24 protein-coding genes are annotated in these 23028 nt (G+C 57.1%); 6 read left to right on the forward strand and 18 right to left on the reverse strand.

What is annotated here, in order from left to right:
- Positions 1 to 82 precede the first annotated feature (82 nt).
- The 3 genes from ispH to rnhA are packed head-to-tail and all read left to right on the forward strand — an operon-like array spanning position 83 to position 2431.
- The gene (gene ispH, locus KORLAC_RS13750) at positions 83 to 1033 is read left to right on the forward strand and encodes a 4-hydroxy-3-methylbut-2-enyl diphosphate reductase (RefSeq protein WP_068307389.1); all 951 of its coding nucleotides are present in this window, start codon (positions 83 to 85) and stop codon (positions 1031 to 1033) included.
- Positions 1033 to 1992, forward strand: a complete 960-nt coding sequence (thrB, locus tag KORLAC_RS13755) for a homoserine kinase (RefSeq protein WP_068307390.1) — start codon at positions 1033 to 1035, stop codon at positions 1990 to 1992. The genes ispH and thrB overlap by 1 nt, the downstream gene beginning before the upstream one ends.
- Positions 1982 to 2431 carry a ribonuclease HI gene (rnhA, locus tag KORLAC_RS13760; RefSeq protein WP_068307391.1) on the forward strand — a complete coding sequence of 150 codons (450 nt, stop codon included), beginning with the start codon at positions 1982 to 1984 and terminating at the stop codon, positions 2429 to 2431. The genes thrB and rnhA overlap by 11 nt, the downstream gene beginning before the upstream one ends.
- Positions 2432 to 2487: 56 nt before the next feature.
- Here the strand turns inward: rnhA and KORLAC_RS13765 are convergent, their stop codons facing one another.
- The 4 genes from KORLAC_RS13765 to KORLAC_RS13780 form a co-directional block, all read right to left on the reverse strand.
- Positions 2488 to 4170 (reverse strand): M20/M25/M40 family metallo-hydrolase, encoded by a 1683-nt coding sequence (locus KORLAC_RS13765; RefSeq protein ID WP_074519438.1) that lies wholly within the window; start codon positions 4168 to 4170, stop codon positions 2488 to 2490.
- 148 nt (positions 4171 to 4318) lie between these two features.
- A complete protein-coding gene (locus tag KORLAC_RS13770) occupies positions 4319 to 5602 on the reverse strand; it encodes a DsbA family protein (RefSeq protein ID WP_068307395.1) in 1284 nt (427 codons plus the stop codon).
- A 145-nt stretch (positions 5603 to 5747) separates the two neighbouring features.
- On the reverse strand, positions 5748 to 6227 hold the full coding sequence (locus KORLAC_RS13775; RefSeq protein ID WP_068307397.1) for a peroxiredoxin: 480 nt from the start codon (positions 6225 to 6227) through the stop codon (positions 5748 to 5750).
- A 78-nt stretch (positions 6228 to 6305) separates the two neighbouring features.
- Positions 6306 to 7133, reverse strand: a complete 828-nt coding sequence (locus KORLAC_RS13780) for a protein-disulfide reductase DsbD domain-containing protein (RefSeq protein ID WP_068307401.1) — start codon at positions 7131 to 7133, stop codon at positions 6306 to 6308.
- A gap of 179 nt (positions 7134 to 7312) precedes the next feature.
- On the opposite strand from KORLAC_RS13780, the gene KORLAC_RS13785 reads away from it, so the two are divergent.
- Positions 7313 to 7876 carry a YqgE/AlgH family protein gene (locus KORLAC_RS13785; RefSeq protein ID WP_068307403.1) on the forward strand — a complete coding sequence of 188 codons (564 nt, stop codon included), beginning with the start codon at positions 7313 to 7315 and terminating at the stop codon, positions 7874 to 7876.
- Between the two features lie 15 nt (positions 7877 to 7891).
- Here the strand turns inward: KORLAC_RS13785 and KORLAC_RS13790 are convergent, their stop codons facing one another.
- From KORLAC_RS13790 to coxB, 12 genes are all read right to left on the reverse strand, one after another.
- Positions 7892 to 8587, reverse strand: coding sequence for a PAS domain-containing protein (locus tag KORLAC_RS13790; RefSeq protein WP_074519420.1), 696 nt, complete (start codon positions 8585 to 8587; stop codon positions 7892 to 7894).
- Between the two features lie 120 nt (positions 8588 to 8707).
- Positions 8708 to 9949 carry a M16 family metallopeptidase gene (locus KORLAC_RS13795; RefSeq protein WP_068307407.1) on the reverse strand — a complete coding sequence of 414 codons (1242 nt, stop codon included), beginning with the start codon at positions 9947 to 9949 and terminating at the stop codon, positions 8708 to 8710.
- Between the two features lies 1 nt (position 9950).
- Entirely contained in the window at positions 9951 to 11342 is a 1392-nt protein-coding gene (thrC, locus tag KORLAC_RS13800) for a threonine synthase (RefSeq protein ID WP_068307827.1), read from the reverse strand.
- A 182-nt stretch (positions 11343 to 11524) separates the two neighbouring features.
- Positions 11525 to 12373 (reverse strand): formylglycine-generating enzyme family protein, encoded by an 849-nt coding sequence (locus KORLAC_RS13805; RefSeq protein ID WP_068307408.1) that lies wholly within the window; start codon positions 12371 to 12373, stop codon positions 11525 to 11527.
- Positions 12374 to 12392: 19 nt separating this feature from the next.
- Positions 12393 to 13097, reverse strand: a complete 705-nt coding sequence (locus tag KORLAC_RS13810) for an SURF1 family protein (protein WP_068307409.1) — start codon at positions 13095 to 13097, stop codon at positions 12393 to 12395.
- Positions 13090 to 13518: a DUF983 domain-containing protein gene (locus tag KORLAC_RS13815; protein WP_068307410.1), complete on the reverse strand. Its 429-nt coding sequence runs from the start codon at positions 13516 to 13518 to the stop codon at positions 13090 to 13092. Before KORLAC_RS13815 ends, KORLAC_RS13810 begins: the two co-directional genes overlap by 8 nt.
- Before the next feature lie 3 nt (positions 13519 to 13521).
- Complete coding sequence (locus KORLAC_RS13820) at positions 13522 to 14370, reverse strand: cytochrome c oxidase subunit 3 (RefSeq protein WP_068307411.1); 849 nt, start codon at positions 14368 to 14370, stop codon at positions 13522 to 13524.
- A 59-nt stretch (positions 14371 to 14429) separates the two neighbouring features.
- Complete coding sequence (locus KORLAC_RS13825) at positions 14430 to 14999, reverse strand: cytochrome c oxidase assembly protein (RefSeq protein WP_241493425.1); 570 nt, start codon at positions 14997 to 14999, stop codon at positions 14430 to 14432.
- Positions 14996 to 15127 (reverse strand): hypothetical protein, encoded by a 132-nt coding sequence (locus KORLAC_RS19195; RefSeq protein WP_277620382.1) that lies wholly within the window; start codon positions 15125 to 15127, stop codon positions 14996 to 14998. Before KORLAC_RS19195 ends, KORLAC_RS13825 begins: the two co-directional genes overlap by 4 nt.
- A complete protein-coding gene (locus KORLAC_RS13830) occupies positions 15124 to 16044 on the reverse strand; it encodes a heme o synthase (RefSeq protein ID WP_068307413.1) in 921 nt (306 codons plus the stop codon). Before KORLAC_RS13830 ends, KORLAC_RS19195 begins: the two co-directional genes overlap by 4 nt.
- A gap of 39 nt (positions 16045 to 16083) precedes the next feature.
- Complete coding sequence (gene ctaD / locus KORLAC_RS13835; RefSeq protein ID WP_068307415.1) at positions 16084 to 17688, reverse strand: cytochrome c oxidase subunit I; 1605 nt, start codon at positions 17686 to 17688, stop codon at positions 16084 to 16086.
- A 23-nt stretch (positions 17689 to 17711) separates the two neighbouring features.
- Positions 17712 to 18617 (reverse strand): cytochrome c oxidase subunit II, encoded by a 906-nt coding sequence (coxB, locus tag KORLAC_RS13840; protein ID WP_068307417.1) that lies wholly within the window; start codon positions 18615 to 18617, stop codon positions 17712 to 17714.
- 367 nt (positions 18618 to 18984) lie between these two features.
- On the opposite strand from coxB, the gene tldD reads away from it, so the two are divergent.
- Complete coding sequence (gene tldD, locus KORLAC_RS13845; RefSeq protein WP_068307419.1) at positions 18985 to 20415, forward strand: metalloprotease TldD; 1431 nt, start codon at positions 18985 to 18987, stop codon at positions 20413 to 20415.
- Here the strand turns inward: tldD and KORLAC_RS13850 are convergent.
- Both KORLAC_RS13850 and KORLAC_RS13855 read right to left on the reverse strand, forming a co-directional pair.
- Positions 20412 to 21389 (reverse strand): hypothetical protein, encoded by a 978-nt coding sequence (locus KORLAC_RS13850; RefSeq protein ID WP_068307420.1) that lies wholly within the window; start codon positions 21387 to 21389, stop codon positions 20412 to 20414. The two genes, tldD and KORLAC_RS13850, sit on opposite strands and share 4 nt — an antisense overlap.
- A gap of 95 nt (positions 21390 to 21484) precedes the next feature.
- Positions 21485 to 22054 (reverse strand): PAS domain-containing protein, encoded by a 570-nt coding sequence (locus tag KORLAC_RS13855; RefSeq protein ID WP_068307422.1) that lies wholly within the window; start codon positions 22052 to 22054, stop codon positions 21485 to 21487.
- A gap of 163 nt (positions 22055 to 22217) precedes the next feature.
- Here KORLAC_RS13855 and KORLAC_RS13860 point away from each other — a divergent pair, with 163 nt between their 5' ends.
- Positions 22218 to 22976, forward strand: coding sequence for a transporter substrate-binding domain-containing protein (locus KORLAC_RS13860; protein ID WP_068307424.1), 759 nt, complete (start codon positions 22218 to 22220; stop codon positions 22974 to 22976).
- Positions 22977 to 23028 lie beyond the last annotated feature (52 nt).

Consider the following 23028-nt stretch of genomic DNA (forward strand, 5'->3'; position numbering starts at 1 on the left):
GAACGAAGCACGTCTTGCTTGACGCTTGGGGGCGTTGAGCGGTAGCTAAGGGCTGCAATTTCTTTCCCATGGAGGCAGCCGAATGGCGGCAGATAACAGCCTGCGAATTCTTCTGGCCAACCCGCGCGGTTTCTGCGCCGGGGTCGACCGCGCAATCAAGATTGTCGAACTGGCGATCAAGAAGTTCGGCGCGCCCGTCTATGTACGGCACGAAATCGTGCATAACCGCTATGTGGTTGAAGGGCTTGAGGCCAAAGGTGCTGTCTTTGTGGACGAGCTGGATGAGGTGCCGACAGACATGCCGGTGGTCTTTTCCGCCCACGGTGTACCGAAAGCCGTGCCCGCCGAAGCCGAGCGCCGCAACATGGTGTATGTGGACGCCACCTGTCCCCTGGTGTCGAAAGTGCACCGGCAAGTGGAGCGCCACATGATGCACGGCCGGGAAATCCTGATGATCGGTCACGCCGGCCACCCGGAAGTGATCGGCACCATGGGCCAGGTGCCGGACGGCACGGTGACATTGATTGAAACCGTCGAGGATGTGGCAAAGTTTGAGCCACAAAATCCCGAAAAGCTGGCATTCGTGACACAGACGACCCTGTCGGTTGACGATACATCCGACATTGTGGCCGCCCTTCTGGCGCGCTTCCCGGAACTGGACCAGCCCAACAAGGAAGATATCTGCTACGCCACCACCAACCGCCAGATTGCGGTGAAAGAAGTGGCCAAACAGGCAGACCGCATGATCGTGATTGGTGCTTACAATAGCTCCAACAGCATGCGGCTTGTGGAAGTCAGCGAAAAAGCAGGCTGCCCAGCCAAGCTGGTGCGCCGCGCGGTTGAACTGGACTGGGACTGGCTGGATGGCGCAACCGCCGTAGGCATTTCCGCTGGCGCCAGCGCGCCTGAAGTGCTGGTTGAGGAAGTCATAGAAGCCCTGAAAGCCCACTATGACGCCAAGCTGGAGCTTGTGACCACCGCAGAAGAAAACGTGGTCTTCAAGGTACCGCCTATCCTGAAGGACGTGGCCTGATGGCGGTTTACACCAAGGTAAACGACCAGACCCTGAATGCGTTCCTAGCCACCTATGATGTGGGTGAAGCAACCAGCTTCAAGGGCATCGCGGAGGGCGTGGAAAACTCCAACTATCTGCTGGAGACCACGAAAAGCCGCTTTATCCTGACGCTATATGAGAAACGCGCGAATCCTGAAGACCTGCCCTATTTCCTGAACATGATGGAACATCTGGCCGGCGGCGGCATTCCGTCCCCGCTGCCGATCCATGACAAGTCAGGCAAAGCGCTGCAGACACTGGCGGGCCGCCCGGCCTGCCTGATCAGCTTCCTGTCTGGCGTGAGTGTCCACCACCCGTCGGAGAACCAGTGCGCCGCGTTGGGCGCCATGCTGGCTGACATGCACAAGGTCGGGCAAAGCTTTGATGAGAGCCGTCCCAATGACCTGTCACTTGAGGGTTGGAAGGAACTGGCAACCAAGACCGACGCCCGCGCAGACGAAGTCAAGCAAGGCCTGGCCGCTGAAATCAGGGCAGAGCTCGCGGCCCTGGAAGCTGCCTGGCCGACTGGCCTGCCCAGCGGCACCATCCACGCTGACCTGTTCCCGGACAATGTGCTGTTCACGGGCGACACCATCACTGGCGTGATCGACTTCTATTTTGGCTGCACCGACATGCTGGCTTATGACATCGCGGTCTGCATCAACAGCTGGTGCTTTGACGAGGACCACCAGTTCCTGCCCGGCCACGCCAAGCGGTTGATCGAAATGTATGATGCGCACCGGTCGCTGACGCCCGGCGAAATCCAGGCCTTGCCACTGTTGTGTCGGGGTGCGGCACTCCGTTTTCTGCTGACACGCCTCTATGACTGGCTGAACCCTGTTGAAGGCGCAGTGGTCAATCCAAAGAACCCGCTTGATTACCTGAAGCGACTGAAGTTCCACCAGCAGATCGGGGATGCGGCCCAATATGTCGTCTAAGAAAAACGTTGTTGAGATTTATACTGACGGTGCCTGTTCCGGCAACCCTGGCCCTGGTGGCTGGGGCGCCCTCCTCCTCTATGGTGAGCACGAAAAGGAAATCACCGGCGGCGAGATGGAGACCACCAACAACCGGATGGAGTTGACGGCTGCAATCGAAGCCCTGCGCCTTCTGAAACGCCCCTGCGTGGTGCATCTGCACACGGACAGCACCTATGTCCGTGACGGCATCACCAAATGGATTCATGCCTGGAAGAACAAAGGCTGGAAAAATGCCGCCAAGAAGCCGGTAAAGAACGCTGACCTCTGGCAGGCGCTGGACGAGGCCATCAAGCCCCATGAGATCGATTGGATCTGGGTAAAGGGCCACGCGGGCGATCCGGGGAACGAGCGCGCCGACGCCTTGGCGAACCAGGGCATGGCGCCCTATAAACCCTAAAGAAAAAGCGCGGGACGACCCCGCGCTTTCTGTTTTCAGCAAATGATGTCAGGCGGTTAACGCGCTTCTGACGCATCAGCGCCCAGGCCACCGAACGTGCGACCAAAGAAGTCGCCGGCGTTCCAGCGCGGACGCTCGTCTGCGTTGGCCACTTCATTCAGGATCAACCAGTTCACATAAGCGAACTTGGCACCAGCCTGAAAATCAATGGCCTGATCCAGCGAATCATGCGGACGGTGATAGGTTTTACCCAGGAACTCGCGGAAGATGGCACCGCCATCCTTGCCGTCCACCGAAGGACCCCAGCCGGTTACCAGGAATACAGAAGGGATACCCTGCTGCACGAACCGGTAGTGGTCAGACCGGGTAAAGATGCCCTCTTCCGGCATGGGGTCCGGCGTCAGCGATACACCGATGCTGCCAGCTGCCTCAGCGGTAACAGGGCCAAGGCTGGAACGGTCCGCGCCGAAGGCAATCACGTCTGCAAAATCATACAGAAGGATCGGCATATCCACATTGACGTTGGCAACCATCTGCCCCTTGGCCACAGTTGGGAATTTAGCGAAATACTCAGCGCCCAGCAGGCCCTTTTCTTCTGCCGCCACAGCCGCGAACAGGATTGACCGGCGGGGACGCTCGCCAGAGCGCACATAGGCCCGCGCTACTTCCATCATCACGGCAACGCCGGAAGCATTATCGAGCGCACCATTGTTGATCTTGTCATCACCCTTTGCATGCTCGGACACACCGATATGGTCCAAGTGCGCGGACATCACGACATATTGGTTTTTGAGCACGGGGTCTGAACCCTCAAGCACACCCAAAACATTGGGGCTATAGAAGGTGTCGGACAGGATGCTGTCGCGCTTGATGGACGCCGATGTCTTGAGAGCGACAGCTTCTGGCGCGCCCTCTTCCGCCTGCGCCATCACATCATCGAACGATACGCCAGCGCCTTCAAACAGCGTGCGCGCCACATCGTGGCTGATGGCCGCCGACGCGGTAATGCGTGGGGCGTTATCGCCGGAGCCTTCCGGCGCTACCCAATCAAAGTTTTCGGTACCAAGATATTTCTTCAGCCGTTCAAACGGACGACGCTTTTCGCCAGACAGGGTGCTGACGATCAGCGTGCCAACAACGCCGCGGCTGGCCAGCTCTTTCTTCTTTGTAGTGCTTGAACCGTGGTGCGCCCGAATTTCGCTGTTGAAACTGGTCGGTGCGCCGCCGATCACCAGTGCGATCTTGCCGTCAAGGTCGACACCCTCAAGGTCGTCATGACCCAGGTCAGGCGCGTGGATGCCGTAGCCCACAAAAACGATATCGCCGGAAACGTCGCCGGAGGGCACATTCACGTCCCCGCTCATGTAGAAATCATCGCCAGCTGCCAGCGCTTTTTCTTCACCGTTCACAGTGACGGTCACGGCTGCCGTATCCAAATCCAGCTTGGCTGTCTTGAAAGGCACTTCCTGGAAATAGCTGCCGTTCTCGCCCGCAGGCGTCAACCCAAGCTGGGCATATTCGGCTGCCACATAGTTTGCTGCAATCCGGTACCCTTCACTGCCGGTGTCCCGGCCCTTGAGCGTATCATCCGCCAGAAACCGCACATCTGCTTCAATGCGGTTGGCACTGAAGCGTTCCGCGCGGTCAGCCGCCGACTTTTCCACATTTCCCGTGTCTGCACAGGCCGCCACTGCCAAAAGCGACAGCGCGGAAAAGCCAACGCGTATCTTATCATTCATCTTCACTGTAACTCGTCCCCTTGGTTAACCTCACACCGGGCCCCACACCCGAAAACACGCCGCCCTTGCCCACTGGCGGCCAATCAAAAACAATAAGCAGCTTTTACCGCCAGTCAATCTAAGCGAAAGATTGCTGCGATGAAGCGTTTCACTGCTGCTTTAAAGCGTCGACAACGGCCCAGAGACGGTCCTGCCCCCACAGGGTTTCATTGCCTACGCGGAAGGTCGGCACGCCCCAGGCGCCCGCCATAAGAAGGGCTTGGCGGTTCCGTTCCGCAATTGGGCCCCAAACGTCTTCCGGCAAGGCAGAAGACAGTTTCGCACCGCCGATCCCCGCACGGTCCAGAATTTTCCTGAGGCCCGCATCGGTCGTGCCGTCGATGCCCTCGGCCCACACGCCTTTGGTAAAGGCTTTGAAGAAGGCCAGGTCCTGATCGCTTTCCGCCAAGGCAAAGCCAAGCCCCATGGCACGCTTGGTCGCCAACCCCAGCGGGTCAACAATACGCCCAAACGGAATGTTTTCGGCCCGCGCCTCCCGCGCTGTATCCATCAGGATATAGCGCCCCTTGGCCTTGGGTACCTTCATGCCGCGCATCATCATGGGCAGCACGGGTTTCAGCTTCAGCCGCACACCTGATTTTTCGGCCAGTTCCGCCGCCAGATGCAGGCCCAGGTAACTATAAGGGCTGCGTACAGAGAAGTAGACTTTCACACTGCGGCCTGAGACAGACTTTTCCATATTCTGCAAGCCGTACCGCCACAGGCGCGTCAGCTCGAAATGGACTTCACCGTCGCCCACACCTGCCCGGTTCAGCCGGTGCTCCAGATGATCCAGCCGGTCAAGCCCCAGATAGAACTCACCCCCATAATAGACCGTGGCGCTGGCATAATGGCCAAGCTCCTTCAGCAGCTTTTCGTTCTTGTCGAGCGCATGTTCGTCAATATCGGCGGCCACACACTGGCTGCGCACCAGCTTGTGGTCGTTGCGCCAAAGCGCTTCGCCTACTTCTTCGGCCGCCGTAAAGAAGCTCGGGTCGTCCTGCAGGCTAACGAGATACCGGTTCGCCATGCCAACATTCAACCGGTCCGGGACCATTGCGTTTGACGGGAAACCAAGCCCATAAAGCCGCGCGAGGCGCGTGGCATCCAGGATGCTGTAGGCCTCAAAGCGCTGTGGGTCCGGGTACATGTTGGCTGGCAGGCGTTCGATCACCAGCGGCTTGATCTTGACATCAAAGCGGCTGGCAAGGTCAGGCAAAGCCTGGACCATCAATTGGCAATAAGGATCGTCCGTGCGGTGGAAATACAAAAGCTCGCGCCCCCGACGTCCCACACGCCGCGACACTTCCTCCCCCGCGCGAGCCAGATTTAATCTGGTCTCGCTTGTCAGCCAGGCCGCGATACCCGACTTCAAACCTGTTTCAAAACTCATCCAGCAACAGTCTTTTTGTTACACTCTAGATCGCTTCTAGCACTATTGATCTGGCTTCAACAGCCCTTACCTTTGCGTGCCCCTTCGGGGTATAAAAAAAGGGCCGCCAAACAGCCGCCCTTTCCCGGTTTTAAGTCGTGCCAGCTTAAAGCTGGGTCAGCGCGTGCTCTGCTGACGACACCTGGAATGCGCCAGGTTCTTCAATATTCAGCTGCGTTACAGTGCCGTCTTCCACAATCATGGAAAAACGCTTGGAACGCAGGCCCATGCCAAAGCCGGATGCATCCATTTCAAGGCCCAGGGCCTTGGCAAATTCGGCATTGCCATCAGCCAGCATCACAACCTTGTCTTCAACGCCGGCGCTTTTGCCCCAAGCGTTCATGACGAACACGTCGTTTACGGACATGCAGGCGATCGCATCGGCTTTCGCCAAAATCTCATCAGCATGGTCAACAAAGCCTGGCAGGTGCTTGGCCGAACAGGTCGGCGTGAATGCGCCTGGTACGGAGAAGAGCACAACCTTGCGGCCTTTGAAAAACTCGTCTGTGGACACGGGGCCCGGGCCATCTGCTGTCATGGTTGTCAGCGTCGCGGCGGGAATTTTGTCACCAACCTGAATGGTCATTGTATGCTCCTATGGTCTGCCCGAATGGGCGATTGATTTCGGGGGTACTTTACCCGTTATGGTATGGGCTTCAAGCGGCTATTTTTCCGGCAGGTCCAGAATGCGCTCGATGGCATGGCCCTGCCCGTCGATGAAGGTCAGTCTGATCTGTTCGCCGCGCAAATCCAATGGCTTCTTGCCCGTCATGGCGGCAAGTACAAAACGTGCTGAGCGGCCATCTCCGGTGATCTTGACCTTAGGCGCACCAAAATGAACCATATCGTTCACCTCGGCCAGCATGTCGGGCGCCGTCAGCATGGCATCAGCATGGGCGTCAACCACCACGTGCTGGCGACCAACCGGCCCGGTGACACGCACAGAATCGATCGCAAGGCCCGCACCGCCGTCGCCTGCCCGCGCTGGCACCTTTTCCATCCAGGTGGCAACCCGGATGTCATGCGGGGAAAAATCGGCGCCAAGCGCAGAAGCCGGCACATCATATGTCGCATCAAACGGAACGCAGATGTCCTTGCACACCATGAAGCTCGCACTCACGCTGACACCACCGTCGCTGACACTCAGCGGTCTGAAAGGCAGCAGCACAGCATGGCTGTACCCGTATGTTTCAAGGCCGAAAAGCTCAAACCGTTCAGGTACCGGAAACAGAATATCGATGTCCGTACCGTTCTGGCTGAGGCGCACAGGCAACCCTGCTTCACCTGGGGACCGCCAGTAGGTCTTCCAGCCCGGTGCCAGCTTGGCCTCCCACGCCAGAAGCGGCATACCATCAGCATCTGTCATGTCGGCAGACGTTGTGACAACACGAGTCTGCAGCATATCAAGATGCGCTTGCCATGGTGTCTCACCTGCCTGTGCAGGTGCTGCAAAGCCCAGTAGGCCACTCAAAACTATCAAAATCGAACGCATGCCGGTCTCCAGCTGAATTTGGTCATGAGTAGCAACCACGTGCCGGAATTGCCAGTCGCGAATGATCACATTGCTGTCAGTCCAGCCTGCGACCCTATGCCCAATGCCTTACAACTGCTGGCCGATTGCACAATCCTTTGATACGCGCTAAGCTTGAGGTGCCAAAAAAGAGAGGCCCTATGACATCATCCGTTTATCTGGACAGCAAGCTCCTGCTGGCCATGCCCAACATGACTGATCCCCGGTTTGACCGGAGCGTTGTCTATGTTTGTTCGCACGATGAGTCCGGGGCCATGGGATTGGTGATCAACCAACCGTTCCCCAGCCTGACATTCGAAGATCTGCTGGAGCAGTTGGACATCGAAACCGATGGCCCGGTTCCCCCCTTGCCGATTCACACGGGCGGCCCGGTCGAACCCGGGCGCGGTTTCGTGCTGCATTCGGCCGATTTCGTGCAGGAATCAACATTGGTGGTCAGCGAGACATTGGCGCTTACAGCCACAGTCGATATCCTGACCGCGCTTGCGCGCGGACGCGGGCCAATCCATCACCTGCTGGCGCTGGGATATGCGGGCTGGGGCGCTGGGCAGCTTGAGCATGAAATCCAGGCCAATTCATGGCTGACAGCAGAGGCTGATGACGAGATCATCTTCAATACTGAGCTGGAACAAAAGTGGCCTAGGGCCATGGCCAAGCTTGGCATCAATATCTCGATGCTGTCATCTGACGCCGGCCACGCCTAGAGGCGGCACACCGAACTAATTCAGGGAATTTTCCTGGCTGCCCGACAGGGCCTCCAGTTCGAACGATGGGATTTCTTGCCCAGGAAGCTTGCCCACGCCCTGACGGTAGAGGTCAAGCACTTTGGGCACATCCAGCGCCCTGAGTTCCACACCAATAAGTTCAAGCGTTGCATTCACCCGGTCGGACAGTTGCCCGGATGTCACAATCCGTGGTGACGGCACCACCATCAGGGTTGTCAGGTCATGCTGAAAACGCCCCCAGCGGTCCAGAAAGCCCTGGTTGAGCACGTCAAAGGGCCGCACGACGCCGACGAGCACGGTGCCAGCCATGGCACGGGTGTCGGCAAACGGCAGCGCCAGTACCTCAAGTTCAAAGGTCTCGGTCTGATCCAGAGAAAAGGCACCCGTGCGCACAAGGCCACTACCCTGCACCAGAGACGTGGCATACAGTTCTTCCATCACGGAAGCCTGCTCATGGTCATGGAAGATATCGGCGTAGGTTTTTCCGGCCATGCCACAGCCAACACCTTCTTCAAGGCTTGAACCTGCCAGCCGGTACCGAAGCGAGCCATCTGGGCTCATTTCCAGAATGAACATCCAGGGCAGGATTGGGGTAAGCTGCCGGAGATCAAGTTGTGACCGCTCAGGCAGCGCGTTGGCACCACCCAGCTCATTCCAGTAGGCCAGCAATTGACACAACTCCGGGCTCAACAAGAGTCCCCCCTGATTATATTATGGCCGACATGGTACCACCAACGTGGCCGACCAGCAATACTTAGGAGTGTATGAATTAAGCCTAAAATTTAGTTATAATTTGAACTAATTCCCTGGTCAGGAAAAAGTAATACGGTCCAGATCACCACCACCGACTATTGCCATTGCAATATCGGATTCAGCCAATACTTGACTGGCCGTACGGGCGACGTCATCAGGCGTTACCGCCTCGACGTTGCTGATCATCTCTTCGATCGGGATCAGGCGGTCAAACACCAACATCTGGCGGCCCATCTGTTCCATGCGAGAAGTCGTGGCTTCAAGCGCCATCACAAGGCCGGACTTAAGTTGTGCCACGGCGATTTTGAATTCTTCTTCGGTTGGCCCCTTGGTCAAGGCTTCCATTTCGCCCATGATCACCGGCATCATGCCCTCTGCCATCTCGGGGCCTGTGCCGGCATAGATGCCCAGCATGCCAACATCCTGATGGCTGCTCGTGAAGCTGTAGACGGAATAAGCCAGGCCGCGGTTTTCGCGCACTTCCTGGAACAGGCGCGATGACATGCCGCCGCCCAGAATGGTGGAATAGACCTGCATGGCGTAATAATTGTCGTCCTGGAAGGAAACGCCGGGCCAAGCGGCCGTCACGTGCACTTGCTCGAGCTCGCGCTTCTCGCGGATGTCACCGCCAGTGAAACGTGCGCCTGAGGCCTTGCTGGGTTCCCCGTTCTTGAGACCCGCCAGTTTTTCTTCCGCCAGGGCAACAAGGTCTTTGTGTTCCAGGTTGCCCACAGCAGACACGACGATGTTGGATGCGGTATAATTGGTGGTCAGATAGCTTCTGAGGTCAGCACTTGAGAAGCTGCGCACGCTTTCCGCAGTCCCCAGAATCGACCGGCCAATGGCCTGATCGCGGAAGGCCGCATCCTGAAGGTGGTCGAACACGATATCGTCGGGCGTATCCAGTGCCTGGCCGATTTCCTGCAGAATCACTTCCTTCTCGCGTACCAGCTCGCTGTCATCACACTGGCTATTGAGGATGATGTCTGCCAGCACGTCAAACGCCAGCGGCAGGTCATCCTTCATCACCCGGGCATAGTAAGTGGTGTTGTCGCGGCTGGTGTAGGCATTCATCTGGCCGCCGACAGACTCGATCTCGGATGCGATGTCACGCGCGCTCCTGCGCTTCGTGCCCTTGAACAGCATATGTTCCAGGCAGTGCGTGATGCCATTGAGCTTCAGAGGTTCGTGGCGCGCGCCGATGTCCACCCACATGCCCACGGCCACAGTCTGAAGCTGGGGCCGGCTTTCACTGACAATACGGAGGCCTGATGGCAGGCGGGTAACCTCTACACTCAATCTACATTCCTTGCATAATTCGCGCTTGAAGCGCCGTCACGTCGTTGGCGAGCGTGATAAGCCTTTCTTCGCGCGAAAGCAAGTCTGCCATATGGGCAGGTAACGTCGGGTTAACACCGGTAGCGTCCGTAACCGCCGCGCCGAACTTGGCCGGATGGGCGGTCGACAAAGTCACCATGGGCACGCTTGGATCAGTGTTGCACACAGCGGCGGACGCCAGCCCCACGGCTGTATGTGGGTCGGCCACATAGCCGCTGGCCTTATAAAGGTCCGCCATCACCTTCGCGGTCAGGGCGTCGTCAGCCTGGCTTGCGGCGAAGGATGCACGCAGAGCTTCAAGGTGTCCCTGCTTCAGGTCAAAGCCCTTCTCAGCCGTCAGTGTATCCATATAGGCCCGAATTTCAGCGGCGTCACGGCCCGCCAGATCAAACATCAGGCGTTCGAAGTTGCTGGACACCTGGATATCCATGCTGGGCGAAAGCGTCGCTTCCACGCCGTCAGCGCGGTAGGACCCTGACTGCAGCGTGCGGGCCAGAATGTCATTCTTGTTGGTGGCGATCACCAACTGGCGGATAGGCAGGCCCATGCCCTTAGCGATATAGCCCGCGAAAATATCCCCGAAATTGCCCGTGGGCACCGTGTAGGAAATTTCGCGGTCGGGCGCGCCGAGCGCCGCAGCAGACGTGAAATAATAAACGATCTGCGCCATCACCCGCGCCCAGTTGATGCTGTTAACAGCCGTCAGGCCCACGCGGTCGCGGAAATCAAGGTCATTGAAACAAGCCTTCACCAGCGCCTGGCAATCATCGAAATTGCCCTCAACCGCGATGTTGACCACATTGTCTTCAAGCACCGTCGTCATCTGGCGGCGCTGAACCTCCGACACGCGGTCCTTCGGGTGCAGCATATAGATGGTGACATTATCGCGCCCGCGGCAGCCTTCGATGGCGGCAGAGCCGGTATCGCCCGACGTCGCCCCAAGGATCGTCAGCTTCTGGCCGCGCTTGGCGGTGAAATGGTCGAAGAAACGGCCCAGGAGCTGAAGCGCAAAATCCTTGAACGCCAGCGTCGGGCCGTGGAACAGCTCCAGCAGCCAATCGTTCGCGCCCAGCTGCACCAGCGGCGCCACAGCCGGGTGGCGGAAGGCCTTGCCGTAGGTGGCATCCAACATGGCTTTGAGGTCAGCATCACTGAGGCTCCCGGCCACAAATGGCTGGATCACCTCGAACGCCACATCGGCATAGGGCTTGCCGCGGAAGCTGCGGATGGTTGAAGCGCTGAACTGCGGCAGTTCCTCGGGCACATACAGGCCACCATCCCGGGCCAGCCCCGTCAGGGTTACCCCTTCGAAATCCAGTTTTTCGGCTTCGCCGCGCGTAGATATATATTTCACGATCAGTGCACTCAACTTTACGAATCTTGCGAAGCCCAGTTCTACGGGTTGATGGGGCATGATGCAAGGAGAAGCGCGCCGGATTGCGGCATAATTGCTTTAGCTTCTGTGAAGCACGGCTTGTGCAGATATCCCAACAGTACGGGTTTCTAAAAGATCAGTTTGTAGATATATGCTGTGCCCTACTGATCAAGCCGGCGTTTTACGCGAAAGCCATAGCTTCGCTCTCTGGCGACAAGCTGAGCCCCGCTTCGCGAACTAAGCCGTGCTGCGCGTGACGATGCGACCTCGTCAAAGGCAGATCCTCTCAATGAATGGATGGTGCAATCGCTTTTCTCGTAAGCGGTACCATCGGGAGGGAGTTTTTTTAACGGACCGAAGCAATCTTGGACATGCTCGCGGACGTTGCCGATCACATCATAAAGGCCAAATGGATTTGGCGAAAGACTTCCAACCGGCAGTGGGCTCTTATGGTCGCCCAAAAATGGATGCCCTCCACCGCATTCAACGCAGTGGGCATTGTTAACTCCCAAATCATCTCCCCACCAATAGATAGTAGATGTACCGCCCCGGGCCGCATATTCCCATTCAGCTTCAGATGGTAGGCTATACTTGAAGCCGGTATGTTCACTCAACCAAGCGACATATTGTTGAGCATCTTCCCACGCAATATGAACTATCGGGTATTCGCCATGCGTACGGGGCAACTTCTCCCAAAACATCGCCCCTGGCGAATACTCGCAACCGCCATCGTCAACGCAAGCTTGATACTGCTCCCGCGTCACTTCAAACCGCCCAATCGCAAAGGCGTCTATCTGAATAGAAACCCTAGGAAGTTCGCGCTTCTTCACTGCGCGACTGTCATAGTCACGCGCGCCCATTTCAAATCTTCCTGCAGGTATCACCGCCATTTCCGGACATACTTCACAATCTCTGAATATGTCACCTGGCTTCAGTTTTTCAGTTTTGCCATCGTGCATGCCAAACGCGCAGAGAACCAAAAGCAGGAAAAGTGGCCTAAGTGTATGCATAGTACATCCCATTCTTGGATCAGCCTTCCCGGCCACGCTTGAAGCCGAAGGCGATATAGACGCCGAGAAGCGTGAGCGCGAGGCCATACCAGGTGATGGCATACTGAAGGTGATCATTGGGGATGTCTACGCGCACCTGCCCGCCCTGCGGCAGCGCGTCCGCTGCGCCGACATGGTCGCTGAACACGCGGAAATGATAATATTCCTTGGTTCTGAGGCCCCAGTGTGCCGCCATCTCATGAACGTCAGCCGTGAACCAGTTGCCGCCCGCCGCGTCGTTGGGGGGCGTCATGGAGCCCGGCGTGGCGCTGGTGCGCAGCACGCCTGTGACGGTGATATCGCCTGACGGCAGGGCCGGCATTTCCTTCTGGTGAAACGGCACCCAGCCAAAGTTCACCGCCACCACCATACCGTGGTGTTTCCGCACCGGCGCATAGATATGATAGCCCGATTTGCCGGAAAGGCTTGTGGCGAATACTTTAACCGGCGCACGGTCCAGCACAGTGCCCGCGAAGGCTACGCGGTGATAGTTCAGCGTGGTTGGATCATCCAGGTGGACAGGCAGCTGGATTGGGGCAGCCGCAAGCCCAGCTTCAATGCTGGCGAGCAAGTCTGTTTTGGGGCCGACCTTGCGGGCCTGCCAGGTACCCAGTCCAACAAGAACAATCATGCCCAATTGGGCACAGATGGTCAGCGGCAGTCCGGGCCTGAAGCCTTTAGGCATCATCGCCCCCCTCGTCCGTCAGCTTGCCTTCTGAAGCGTCATGGTGGAACTGCAGCGCCACAAGCGTTGCCTTGAACACCCGCAGCATCCAGATGCTGCCGAACAGGATCAGCGCGAAGATGATGGTCATGGCCGCCCACGGGGGCATGTGCATGCCGCCAATCAGGATAAAGCCGACAAGGGCCGCGATAGCCCCCATGATCAGGATCACGAAAACCTGAGCGCCGTCACCCGGGTCAGCCTTCGAAAGATCAAACCCGCACGTCTCGCAGGTGTCGCGGATATCGAGGCTCATGGGCTTGAAGAAGGCGCCCTCGCCGCAGGACGGGCACCGGCCCAAAAAGCCGGCCTTATAAGGCGAAACCGACCGGGATTGCTCCCGGCCGGCTTCGGTTTCTTTGTTCTGCATGTCTGCAGGCATGCCTTAGCCGCCCCAGATGTAGACGCAGAAGAACAGGAAGATCCACACAACGTCCACGAAGTGCCAGTACCAAGCTGCCGCTTCGAAACCGAAGTGATGGTCTGGCGTGAAATGGCCCTTGTAGGCCCGGCCCAAGCAAACCGCCAGGAAGATGGTACCCACCAGAACGTGGAAACCGTGGAAGCCGGTTGCCATGAAGAAGGTGGCGCCATAGATGCTGCCGGAGAATTCAAACGCCGCGTGCTGATACTCGTAAACCTGAACGCAGGTGAAGATCGCACCCAGGATTACTGTCAGCCACAGGCCTTTCTTGAGGCTGTCGCGGTCGCCTTCCAGAACTGCATGGTGCGCCCAGGTTACCGTGGTGCCCGACAGCAGCAGGATCAGCGTGTTCATGAATGGCAGGTGCCAAGGGTCGAATGTCTCGATACCTTCAGGCGGCCACATGGCTTCATTGTTCAGCGTTTCCCAGAATGCGCCGATTTCAGGCAGTGGAATCTTCGGGTAAAGCGCCGCATTGAAGAAAGCCCAGAACCAAGCCACGAAGAACATAACCTCAGAGGCGATGAACAGGATCATGCCGTATTTGAGGCCAATGCGAACAACAGGCTTGTGATCGCCAGTTTCAGCTTCGTGGATTACGTCTGACCACCAAGCGTACATGGTGTACAGCAGGCCAAGGAGGCCCGCACCGAAAAGCCAGTTACCAAAGCCGCTCATGCCGAACAGCGTCGCGTCCGGCTTCATTGCGAAAACCGCGCCCACCATCATCAGCAGAACTGCGAACGAACCCACAGCCGGCCAAGGGCTTGGATTCACCAGGTGATAATCGTGTTTCACATCGCCTGCCATAAAATCTCTCCTAACAAGCACCGGCACAGTTGCCGACGTTCCCTTTTGTTACCCTAGCTTTAGCGACCCTGCTCCGCTCGCACACGTGCCGTCTCGTCTTCCATGACGAAGAAGGTGTATGAAAGCGTCACTTCGCTAACGTCATCCAGATTTGGATCCTCAGCAATCAGAGGATCAATGAAATAGACGACAGGCATATCTACCCGTTCGCCTGGTTTCAGCTCCTGCTCGGTAAAGCAGAAGCAGTCAATTTTTGCAAAATATTCGCCCGCCTTGTGCGGCGTCACATTATAGGTGGCCGTGCCCACGATGGTTTGGCCCGTGGGGTTGTAGGCTTCATAGTGGGCAATACCTTGCTCGCCGATCTTCAGCGTCTGGTGCACCTGCACCGGCTTGAAGTCCCACGGCATGTCGCGGTGAACGCTGGCGTTGAAGCGCACGTCCATCTCGCGGTCAATCACAGCGCCCGAAGCCACTTCCGCAACCTGCGTGGTGCCGCCATAACCCGTTACCTTGCAGAACAGGTTATAAAGCGGCACAGCGGCGTACGACAGGCCAACCATGCCCACAACCAGCAGGCATACCATCATCGCGACGCGCGTGTTCTTATTTGCAGCCGCTGCTGTCAAGGGGTCAGCCCCTTAATCTTGAAATAGCTGAATACAGCAACAAGGATAACAAAGGCCGCCAGCGACAGGCCGAGCACCCGGTTGCGCTTCTTCATGCGTTTGTGCATTTCGCTCAGGTCTTCACTCATACCAGCCACTCCGTGATCAGGCGCTCGAACGCGAGCGTTGCAAAAAGCACAAAAAGATACAGGATCGAAAAGGCGAACAGCTTGCGCTCAGCCTTCTCCCGACCCTGCCAAACCATGGCGGCAAGGCCAAGGAACCAGGCACCGAAGAGGCTTGAAACCACCCCATATACCGGGCCTGCGAAATCCAGGAAATAAGGGGCAACGCCGCATGGCACCACCAGAAGGCTGTACAAGAGGATCTGCTTCCGGGTCTCACGCTCGCCAGCCACCACAGGCAGCATGGGCACGCCCACTTTTTCATAGTCCTTCGAGATGAAAAGGCTGAGCGCCCAGAAATGGGGCGGAGTCCACAGGAAGATGATGCCGAACAGCACCATGCTCTCAATCGTTACGCTATCAGTTACCGCGGCCCAGCCGATCATCGGCGGGAAAGCGCCCGCTGCGCCACCAATAACAATGTTATGGGGCGTGCGGCGCTTGAGCCACATGGAGTAAATGACAACATAGAAGAAAATCGTCAGCGCCAGAAGCGCCGCTGCCGTTACATTGACGATCAGGCCAAGAAGCACCACCGAGGCAATAGACAGCGTCAGGCCAAAGCCGAGCGCGTCACCTGGGGTTACCTTGCCTGCGGGGATCGGTCGCTTGGCCGTCCGTTCCATGATCGCGTCAATATCGGCGTCATACCACATATTCAGGGCGCCAGACGCCCCTGCCCCCACGGCAATCAGAAGGATTGCGGCGAAAGCCAGCACTGGGTTCATCGTGCCCGGTGCAGCCACCAGGCCCACAAAGCCCGTGAAGATAACAAGCGACATAACCCGTGGCTTCAACAGGGCCACGAAGTCACGCGCTTCAGCCTCCCGCGATACGGAAGGCTGAAGGGTTTGTTCATATGATGTCAGGCTATCGGCCAAAACGTCTGTCCTTTTTCCCAAAGGGGTAAGCCCGAAGGCTTACTTGATCTTTGGCAGTTCGTTGAACTGGTGGAACGGAGGAGGAGACGAGAGCGTCCACTCAAGCGTTGTAGCACCTTCACCCCATGGGTTGTCGGCACAGTCTTTCTTCTTCTTGAAGAGCGTCATAGCCATCACAACGATGAAGAGAAGTACACCAACAGCTGTCACCTTGTACCCAAGTGTGGATACCCAGTTCCAGTAGGCGTGCGCGTCAGTATAGTCAACATACCGGCGCGGCATGCCCTGCAGACCCAGGAAGTGCTGCGGGAAGAAGATCAGGTTCACGCCAATGAAGGTGATCCAGAACTGAATGTGCGCCAGAAGGTTCGGATATTGCTTACCCGACATCTTGCCAACCCAGTAATAGAGACCTGCAAAGATCGCGAACACCGCACCCAGCGAGAGTACATAGTGGAAGTGTGCAACCACATAGTAGGTGTCGTGCAGCACGATATCAGCACCAGCGTTCGACAGAACCACACCTGTCACACCACCAACGGTGAACAGCAGGATGAAGGCAATCGCATACATCATTGGCACTTCAAAGCGGATGGAACCACCCCACATGGTGGCAATCCAGGAGAAGATCTTCACACCCGTCGGTACAGCGATCACCATGGTGGCGGCTACGAAGTAGGCCTTCGTGTCCACATCCAGGCCAACAGTGTACATGTGGTGCGCCCACACAACGAAGCCGATGAAGCCGATCGCTGCCATTGCGTATGCCATCCCCAGATAGCCGAAGACCGGCTTGCGTGAGAAGGTCGACACAATGTGGCTGACAATACCGAAAGCCGGCAGGATCATGATGTAAACTTCAGGGTGGCCAAAGAACCAGAACAGGTGCTGGAACAGGATTGGGTCCCCGCCACCGGCTGGATCGAAGAAGGTCGTGCCGAAGTTACGGTCCGTCAGCAGCATGGTGATGGCGCCGGCCAGAACTGGCAGCGACAGCACAAGCAGGAAGGCTGTGATCAGGATAGACCAAGAGAACAGCGGCATTTTATGGAGCGTCATGCCCGGTGCACGCATGTTGAAGATGGTCGTGATATAGTTGATCGCACCCATGATGGACGATGCACCAGCCACGTGCAGCGAGAAGATCGCCAGGTCCATCGAAGGACCAGGGTGACCGCTGGTGGAAAGAGGTGCATAGGCCGTCCAGCCGCCACCGAAACCGTTCATGCCAGGCGCACCTTCCACAACAGTGGAGAGCAAGAGCAGGATGAAGGCCGGAGGCATCAGCCAGAAGCTGACGTTGTTCATGCGTGGGAACGCCATGTCTGGCGCACCGATCATGAGCGGCACGAAATAGTTACCGAAGCCACCGATCAGCGCAGGCATAACCATGAAGAATACCATGATCAGGCCGTGGCCGGTGGTCAGTACGTTAAACATATGACGGGCGTGATCTTCGGTGATACCGAGGAATTCTGGCAGGAACTGAACACCAGGATGTTCCAGCTCCATCCGCATCAGGCCGGACATTGCAAAACCGATAAGGCCAGCAAAGAACGCGAACCAAAGATACATCACACCGATGTCTTTGTGGTTGGTGGAATAGACCCAGCGTCTCCAACCAGTTGGGTTATCGTGAGCCATTGCTCTTCTCTCCCTAACTTGTCTTAGCGACCAAGGGCCGTGGTACCGGCGTCAGCATAAGCAGCTTTCGCACGTTCCACCCACTTGGCAAATTCTTCCTTGGACACCGCTTCAACCGTGATCGGCATGAAAGCGTGGTCCTTACCGCACAATTCAGAACACTGACCGTAGTAAGTGCCTTCCTTGTTGATCTCGAACCAAGTCTCATTGAGGCGGCCGGGAACGGCATCAAGCTTGATACCCACTTTCTGGATGGTCCAGGCATGGATAACGTCGGTAGCTGTCAGCATCACCTTGATTTTGGTGTCTACCGGCACGACCAGACGGTTGTTGGTGTCCAGGAGGCGCGCGTTCAATTGGGCTGGCTTCCCCAGGAACTGCGTCAGACCAGCTTCATACTCCGCCTTAACGGCTGGATCAAATGAAGGCGAGGACTTGTACGCTTCGTTTGGAACCAGGGTCGAGGTAAACTCGATATCGCCATGGTCAGGATAGCTGTAGGTCCAGTTCCACTGGTTGCCTGTCACGCGGATCGCGAACTCGGTCTTCGGCACGACATCTTGGAAATAAAGAAGCGGGATAGACCAGAAACCAATCACAACAAGCACGCCGATTGGCACGACCGTCCAGATGATTTCGATCAGCGTATTATGGCTGGTCTTGGATGGCTCTGGGTTAGCCTTGGCACGATAGCGAACCATCACGTAAAACATGAGGGCGAAAACGAATATCGTGATGACAGTGATAATCCAGAGAAGAAGTTCGTTAAAGTCAACAACCCGGGCAGCCTGCTCGTTGACTGGTTCCTGAAGCCATACGCCCTTCTCATCCGGGGTACCAATAACCCCTTCAGCCAGCGCGCTAACCGTGAAACCGAACAGGGCTGTCCATGCAGCCATAACTCCGGCGGTAAGCCTTTTGACGTTCATAGTTCTGCTTTCCTTTTGTTCCTACCCCTTGCGGGGGACCGGCGCCATTCTTGTCCGTGGCGTCCAGCAATCAGCCTCGAGGATATACCATCTGAACCTCGCAGCCGATATGAATGCGGGGCCGTTTATACCAGACGATCCTAAAGGCTCAAGTCCGAGTGAGCCCTTCAAGCTGTTTTTTTGCCATTTTTTGCCCAAAGCCACCAGATTTTATCGAAGATGGCTTGTCATTCCCACATCTCCATACCATGGTAGCGCCAGCGATTGCCTCAAAAATGCGACATTGTGCCGCACTTTTGGTGTAATCTGTCCTTCGGGCCCATAAATCATAGAATCACTCGCACTTTGCGACAGAAAGGGACTTTCCATGACCGATGCAGCTGCGTCGCTGAATTTTTTCTTCCAAGAGTCGGACCTTGACGAAAAACGTACGGAAGCGCTGGTATCAGACACGCTTTCGGATATGGAAGACGGCGAACTGTATCTGGAAGCCACAAGTTCCGAGTCTTTCAACTTTGATGATGGCCGCCTGAAGGGCGCGAGCTATGACAGCAGCCAGGGCTTTGGCCTCAGGGCTGTGATGGGCGAAAGCACAGGATTCGCACACTCAAATGAGCTGTCGGAGGACGCCATCCGGCGCGCAGGTGAAACGGTACGTGCCGTAAAAACCGGCAACGCAGGCATCATGGCCCCTGCCCCTGTGCGCACCAACAAGCAGCTGTATACCAGCGACAACCCGCTTGGCGGCATTGAATTCGGTCGCAAAATCAAGCTGCTCGAGGAAATTGACGCTTATACCCGGGCAAGGGATCCTCGCGTGGCGCAGGTTAGCGCCAGCCTGCTGGGCAGTTGGCAGGCTGTGGAGATCATCCGCGCCGACGGCCACCGTGTGCGTGACATCCGCCCGCTTGTACGCCTGAATGTGCAGGTGGTGATGCGCGACGGCGACCGCCAAGAGCTGGGTTATGAGGGGTCAGGCGGGCGCCAGGCCTATGACTTCCTGTTCGATGAAGCCCACTGGCAGGCACAGGCCGACGAAGCGATTCGTCAGGCAGCCGTGAATATGGAAAGCGTGGACGCTCCTGCTGGCGAAATGACCGTGGTGCTTGGCCCCGGCTGGCCCGGCGTGCTTTTGCATGAAGCCATCGGCCACGGCCTTGAAGGCGATTTCAACCGCAAGAAAACCTCTGCTTTCGCCGGCCTCCTCGGCGAGCGTGTGGCCGCACCGGGTGTTACGGTGGTAGATGACGGTACAATGAGCGACCTGCGCGGCAGCCTGACCGTGGATGACGAAGGCACCCCAACTGAACGCACCGTGCTGATCGAGGACGGCATCCTGAAAGGCTACATGCAGGACCGACTGAATGCCCGCCTCATGGGCATGCAGGCCACTGGCAACGGACGGCGCCAGAGCTTCGCCCATTCCCCGATGCCGCGCATGACCAACACCTTCATGCTGGCGGGCGACAAGGACCCCGCTGAAATTCTGGCGAGCGTCGACGACGGCCTCTATGCCGTCAACTTCGGCGGCGGCCAGGTGGATATCACCTCCGGCAAGTTTGTGTTCAGCTGCACCGAAGCCTACCGCGTGCGCGGCGGCAAGATCATGGAACCCGTCAAGGGCGCGACGCTCATCGGCAACGGCCCTGACGTACTGACCCGCGTGTCGATGATCGGCAACGACCTGAAGCTGGATAATGGCGTCGGCACCTGCGGCAAGGGCGGCCAGAGCGTGCCCGCGGGCGTGGGCCAGCCAACGCTGCGGGTCGACGGCCTGACGGTCGGCGGTACGGCTTAAAAATCGGCCGCCAAAATCAACGGTTTCTGACGGCTATACCCGCGGTATAGGCTGCTGGCGCCCGCAAGGATTGTCGCCAGAAGGCCGGCAATCCAGGCCCCATACTCCCCGACGTTGTCGCTACTCACAAAAAGCGACGACGTCAGCGACACGATGGTTTCAATGTCGTGTGCAAAGCATAGAATTGTGGCAACACAAATGGCCATGACCGACATCTCAAGCTGCATTTGCCGCGCCAGACGCCCTGCAACATGGCCAAAACCAGTCAGCAAGACAATCGTCGGCGCATAGCCAATGACAAACTGCCTCAGCGGCTCAACTGGCGCATATCCACTGCTCATCATCTGTTGCATGAAGGGGGCCGTTAAAAGGAGGCTGGTCACGTCTGCCAACGACTGGGCCGCAGCAAGGCAACACAAGGCAACAGTGATCTTACCCAGATGTGAGCCAAGCTTATTGAACCCAGGTAAACGATCACGTATCACCCCGCTGTCAATCTGAAGCCAATTGAGAAAGGCCTGATACGGAGACCCTGCTTCAGGCGCCAACTTGCGTTGCGCAAGGGATGCGACTGCAAGCAAAGCTGCGCCCAAGACATAACCAAGCGCTTCACTGCCGATATCCCGCCACGGCAATTCAACCGATACATAATATTGGTCCTGATAGGCAGGTTCGGTCGTGAGCCGATAGATGACTTCAAACACATAATTGGCAAACCGGAAGAGCAAGCCGAAAGCAGAGAAAAGAAGCGCCAAGAGAAGAGGCGCTCGCGACACAACAGGCGCACACAGCATCGCTACGATCAGGCCACAAGCCACCCCGTAGCTGTAGAGGTCAAACGGCGGCGTCCCCGCGATGGAAGACCGGACGATCGCCTGCAAGGACAACAGTCCCCATTGTGCCAGCGACACACAGAGCCATGCCCCCGAATAAATCGCAAAAGCGACAAACAGCCTGTCCTTGGTGATTGTCATAAAGCCTCCCCCAAAAAAGCCACCACAAAGCTGTAGCGCCCCCTACCGTGTTAAAGCAACAATAACATACTCAAGATTTGGTAGAGCGGAAAGGATCAGCTTTCCACGCTGGTGTCCGGCAACCCTGCGCCGATATCGATATAGCGGAAATGGTCGGAGAAATAGATTTTCTCCCGGCGCTGTGCCCGTACTTTGTAACTGACTTCCGAAATCTCACGCGTCAGCATCACGATCTGCATGATTTTGCGCGGATGGGATGGGTCGTTGGGCAGGATCGGCACACTGACACCAGTGAAATCAACACTTTCCACGCTCGGTGTGGTCCAGACCGCCGCTGCTGGCTGGGATACAATGCCCCAAAGGCGTTTCGAGCGGATCGGCTTCAAGCCCTCGTCTGTCAGGTCCAGATAATTTTTGCCAGTAAAATCAAAACCATACATATCCTCATACAGCGTCCCGGCATAGCGGAAGACAAATTCGCCCATTGAGACGGCATCAAGGAGCATGGCCCCGCGCATGAGTTCCGGCACATCCATCAGCCGGATGTCATCGCGTTTCGGCAGCAGGGAATCGCCGCGCCAGCGGTCCCAAGCCGCCAGGAAACCTCTCACGCCCGGGTTTTCCGCAAAATCTGGCAACTCGGGACTGAAAGTTGGAATGGTCATGACGGTCCCCGATCGCGCGAAAATATCATCATTATCTATCATAGCCTGTCATTGACCCCAAACCACAGCATTATCACGCTGCAGCCACAGATCGCCTCTTCTGAACGATTTGTTAAGGGGGAAAACCTATACTGAACGCCATGACGGAGGTTCGCACAGAATTTTGAAACCGCTTATTCTATATAGTCTTATTGCTTTTTTCGCCACTACGGTGGCGGCCAGCACACGGCCGACCATTACTTTCACCTTTTATCATTATCCGCCTGACATCAGGGTTGTAGACGGCAAGCCTACCGGTCGATATATCGACCAGCTGAACGCGGTTGCTGATACCGCAGGCTATGATGTGCGCTGGATGGCCTCCACGATTGATGAAGAAGCCGACATGCTGAATGAAGGCCGCCGGGCCATCTGCTCAACAGGCCGCATGCCTACGCCCGAGCGGGCTGAAAAATGGGCTTTCCTGCCCTACCTGTTCGATGTGGTCCCGGGCGATATTGTTCTGACCTTGCCGCGCTACCTGGACAGGTTGCGGGCACACGGCAACATCGTGTCTTTGGCCAAAGACAGCACCATGATTGGGACACTGCTTGAAAGTGGTATTTATGGCGAGAAAGTCGACACCATTATCCGCTCGAACCCGAGCTGGATCTTGCGGACCGGCAAGACGGATTTTCAGTTGATGAGCATGGTGCTTGCTGGCCGTGCGCACTATACGATTGTTCCAAAAGACCAGTGGGAAGAAGCCAAGCGCGTAATACCGGGCACAAGTACGCTCGTTGCCCTGGAGAACTATGGTGCCCACCCGGACTATCCGATCTATATCGCTTGCAGCAAGGGCGTACCCAAAGAAACGCTGAGAGCCCTAGCCGACGCCATGGCCCAGCATGGCTTCCCTCCCGGCACGCTAGCAGACCATTAGCCCAATAAAAAAGGCGCCACAGGGGCGCCTTTTGTTTTGGCAATCACCGTCA

The sequence above is a fragment of the Kordiimonas lacus genome (assembly GCF_001550055.1).
Classification (GTDB): domain Bacteria; phylum Pseudomonadota; class Alphaproteobacteria; order Sphingomonadales; family Kordiimonadaceae; genus Kordiimonas; species Kordiimonas lacus.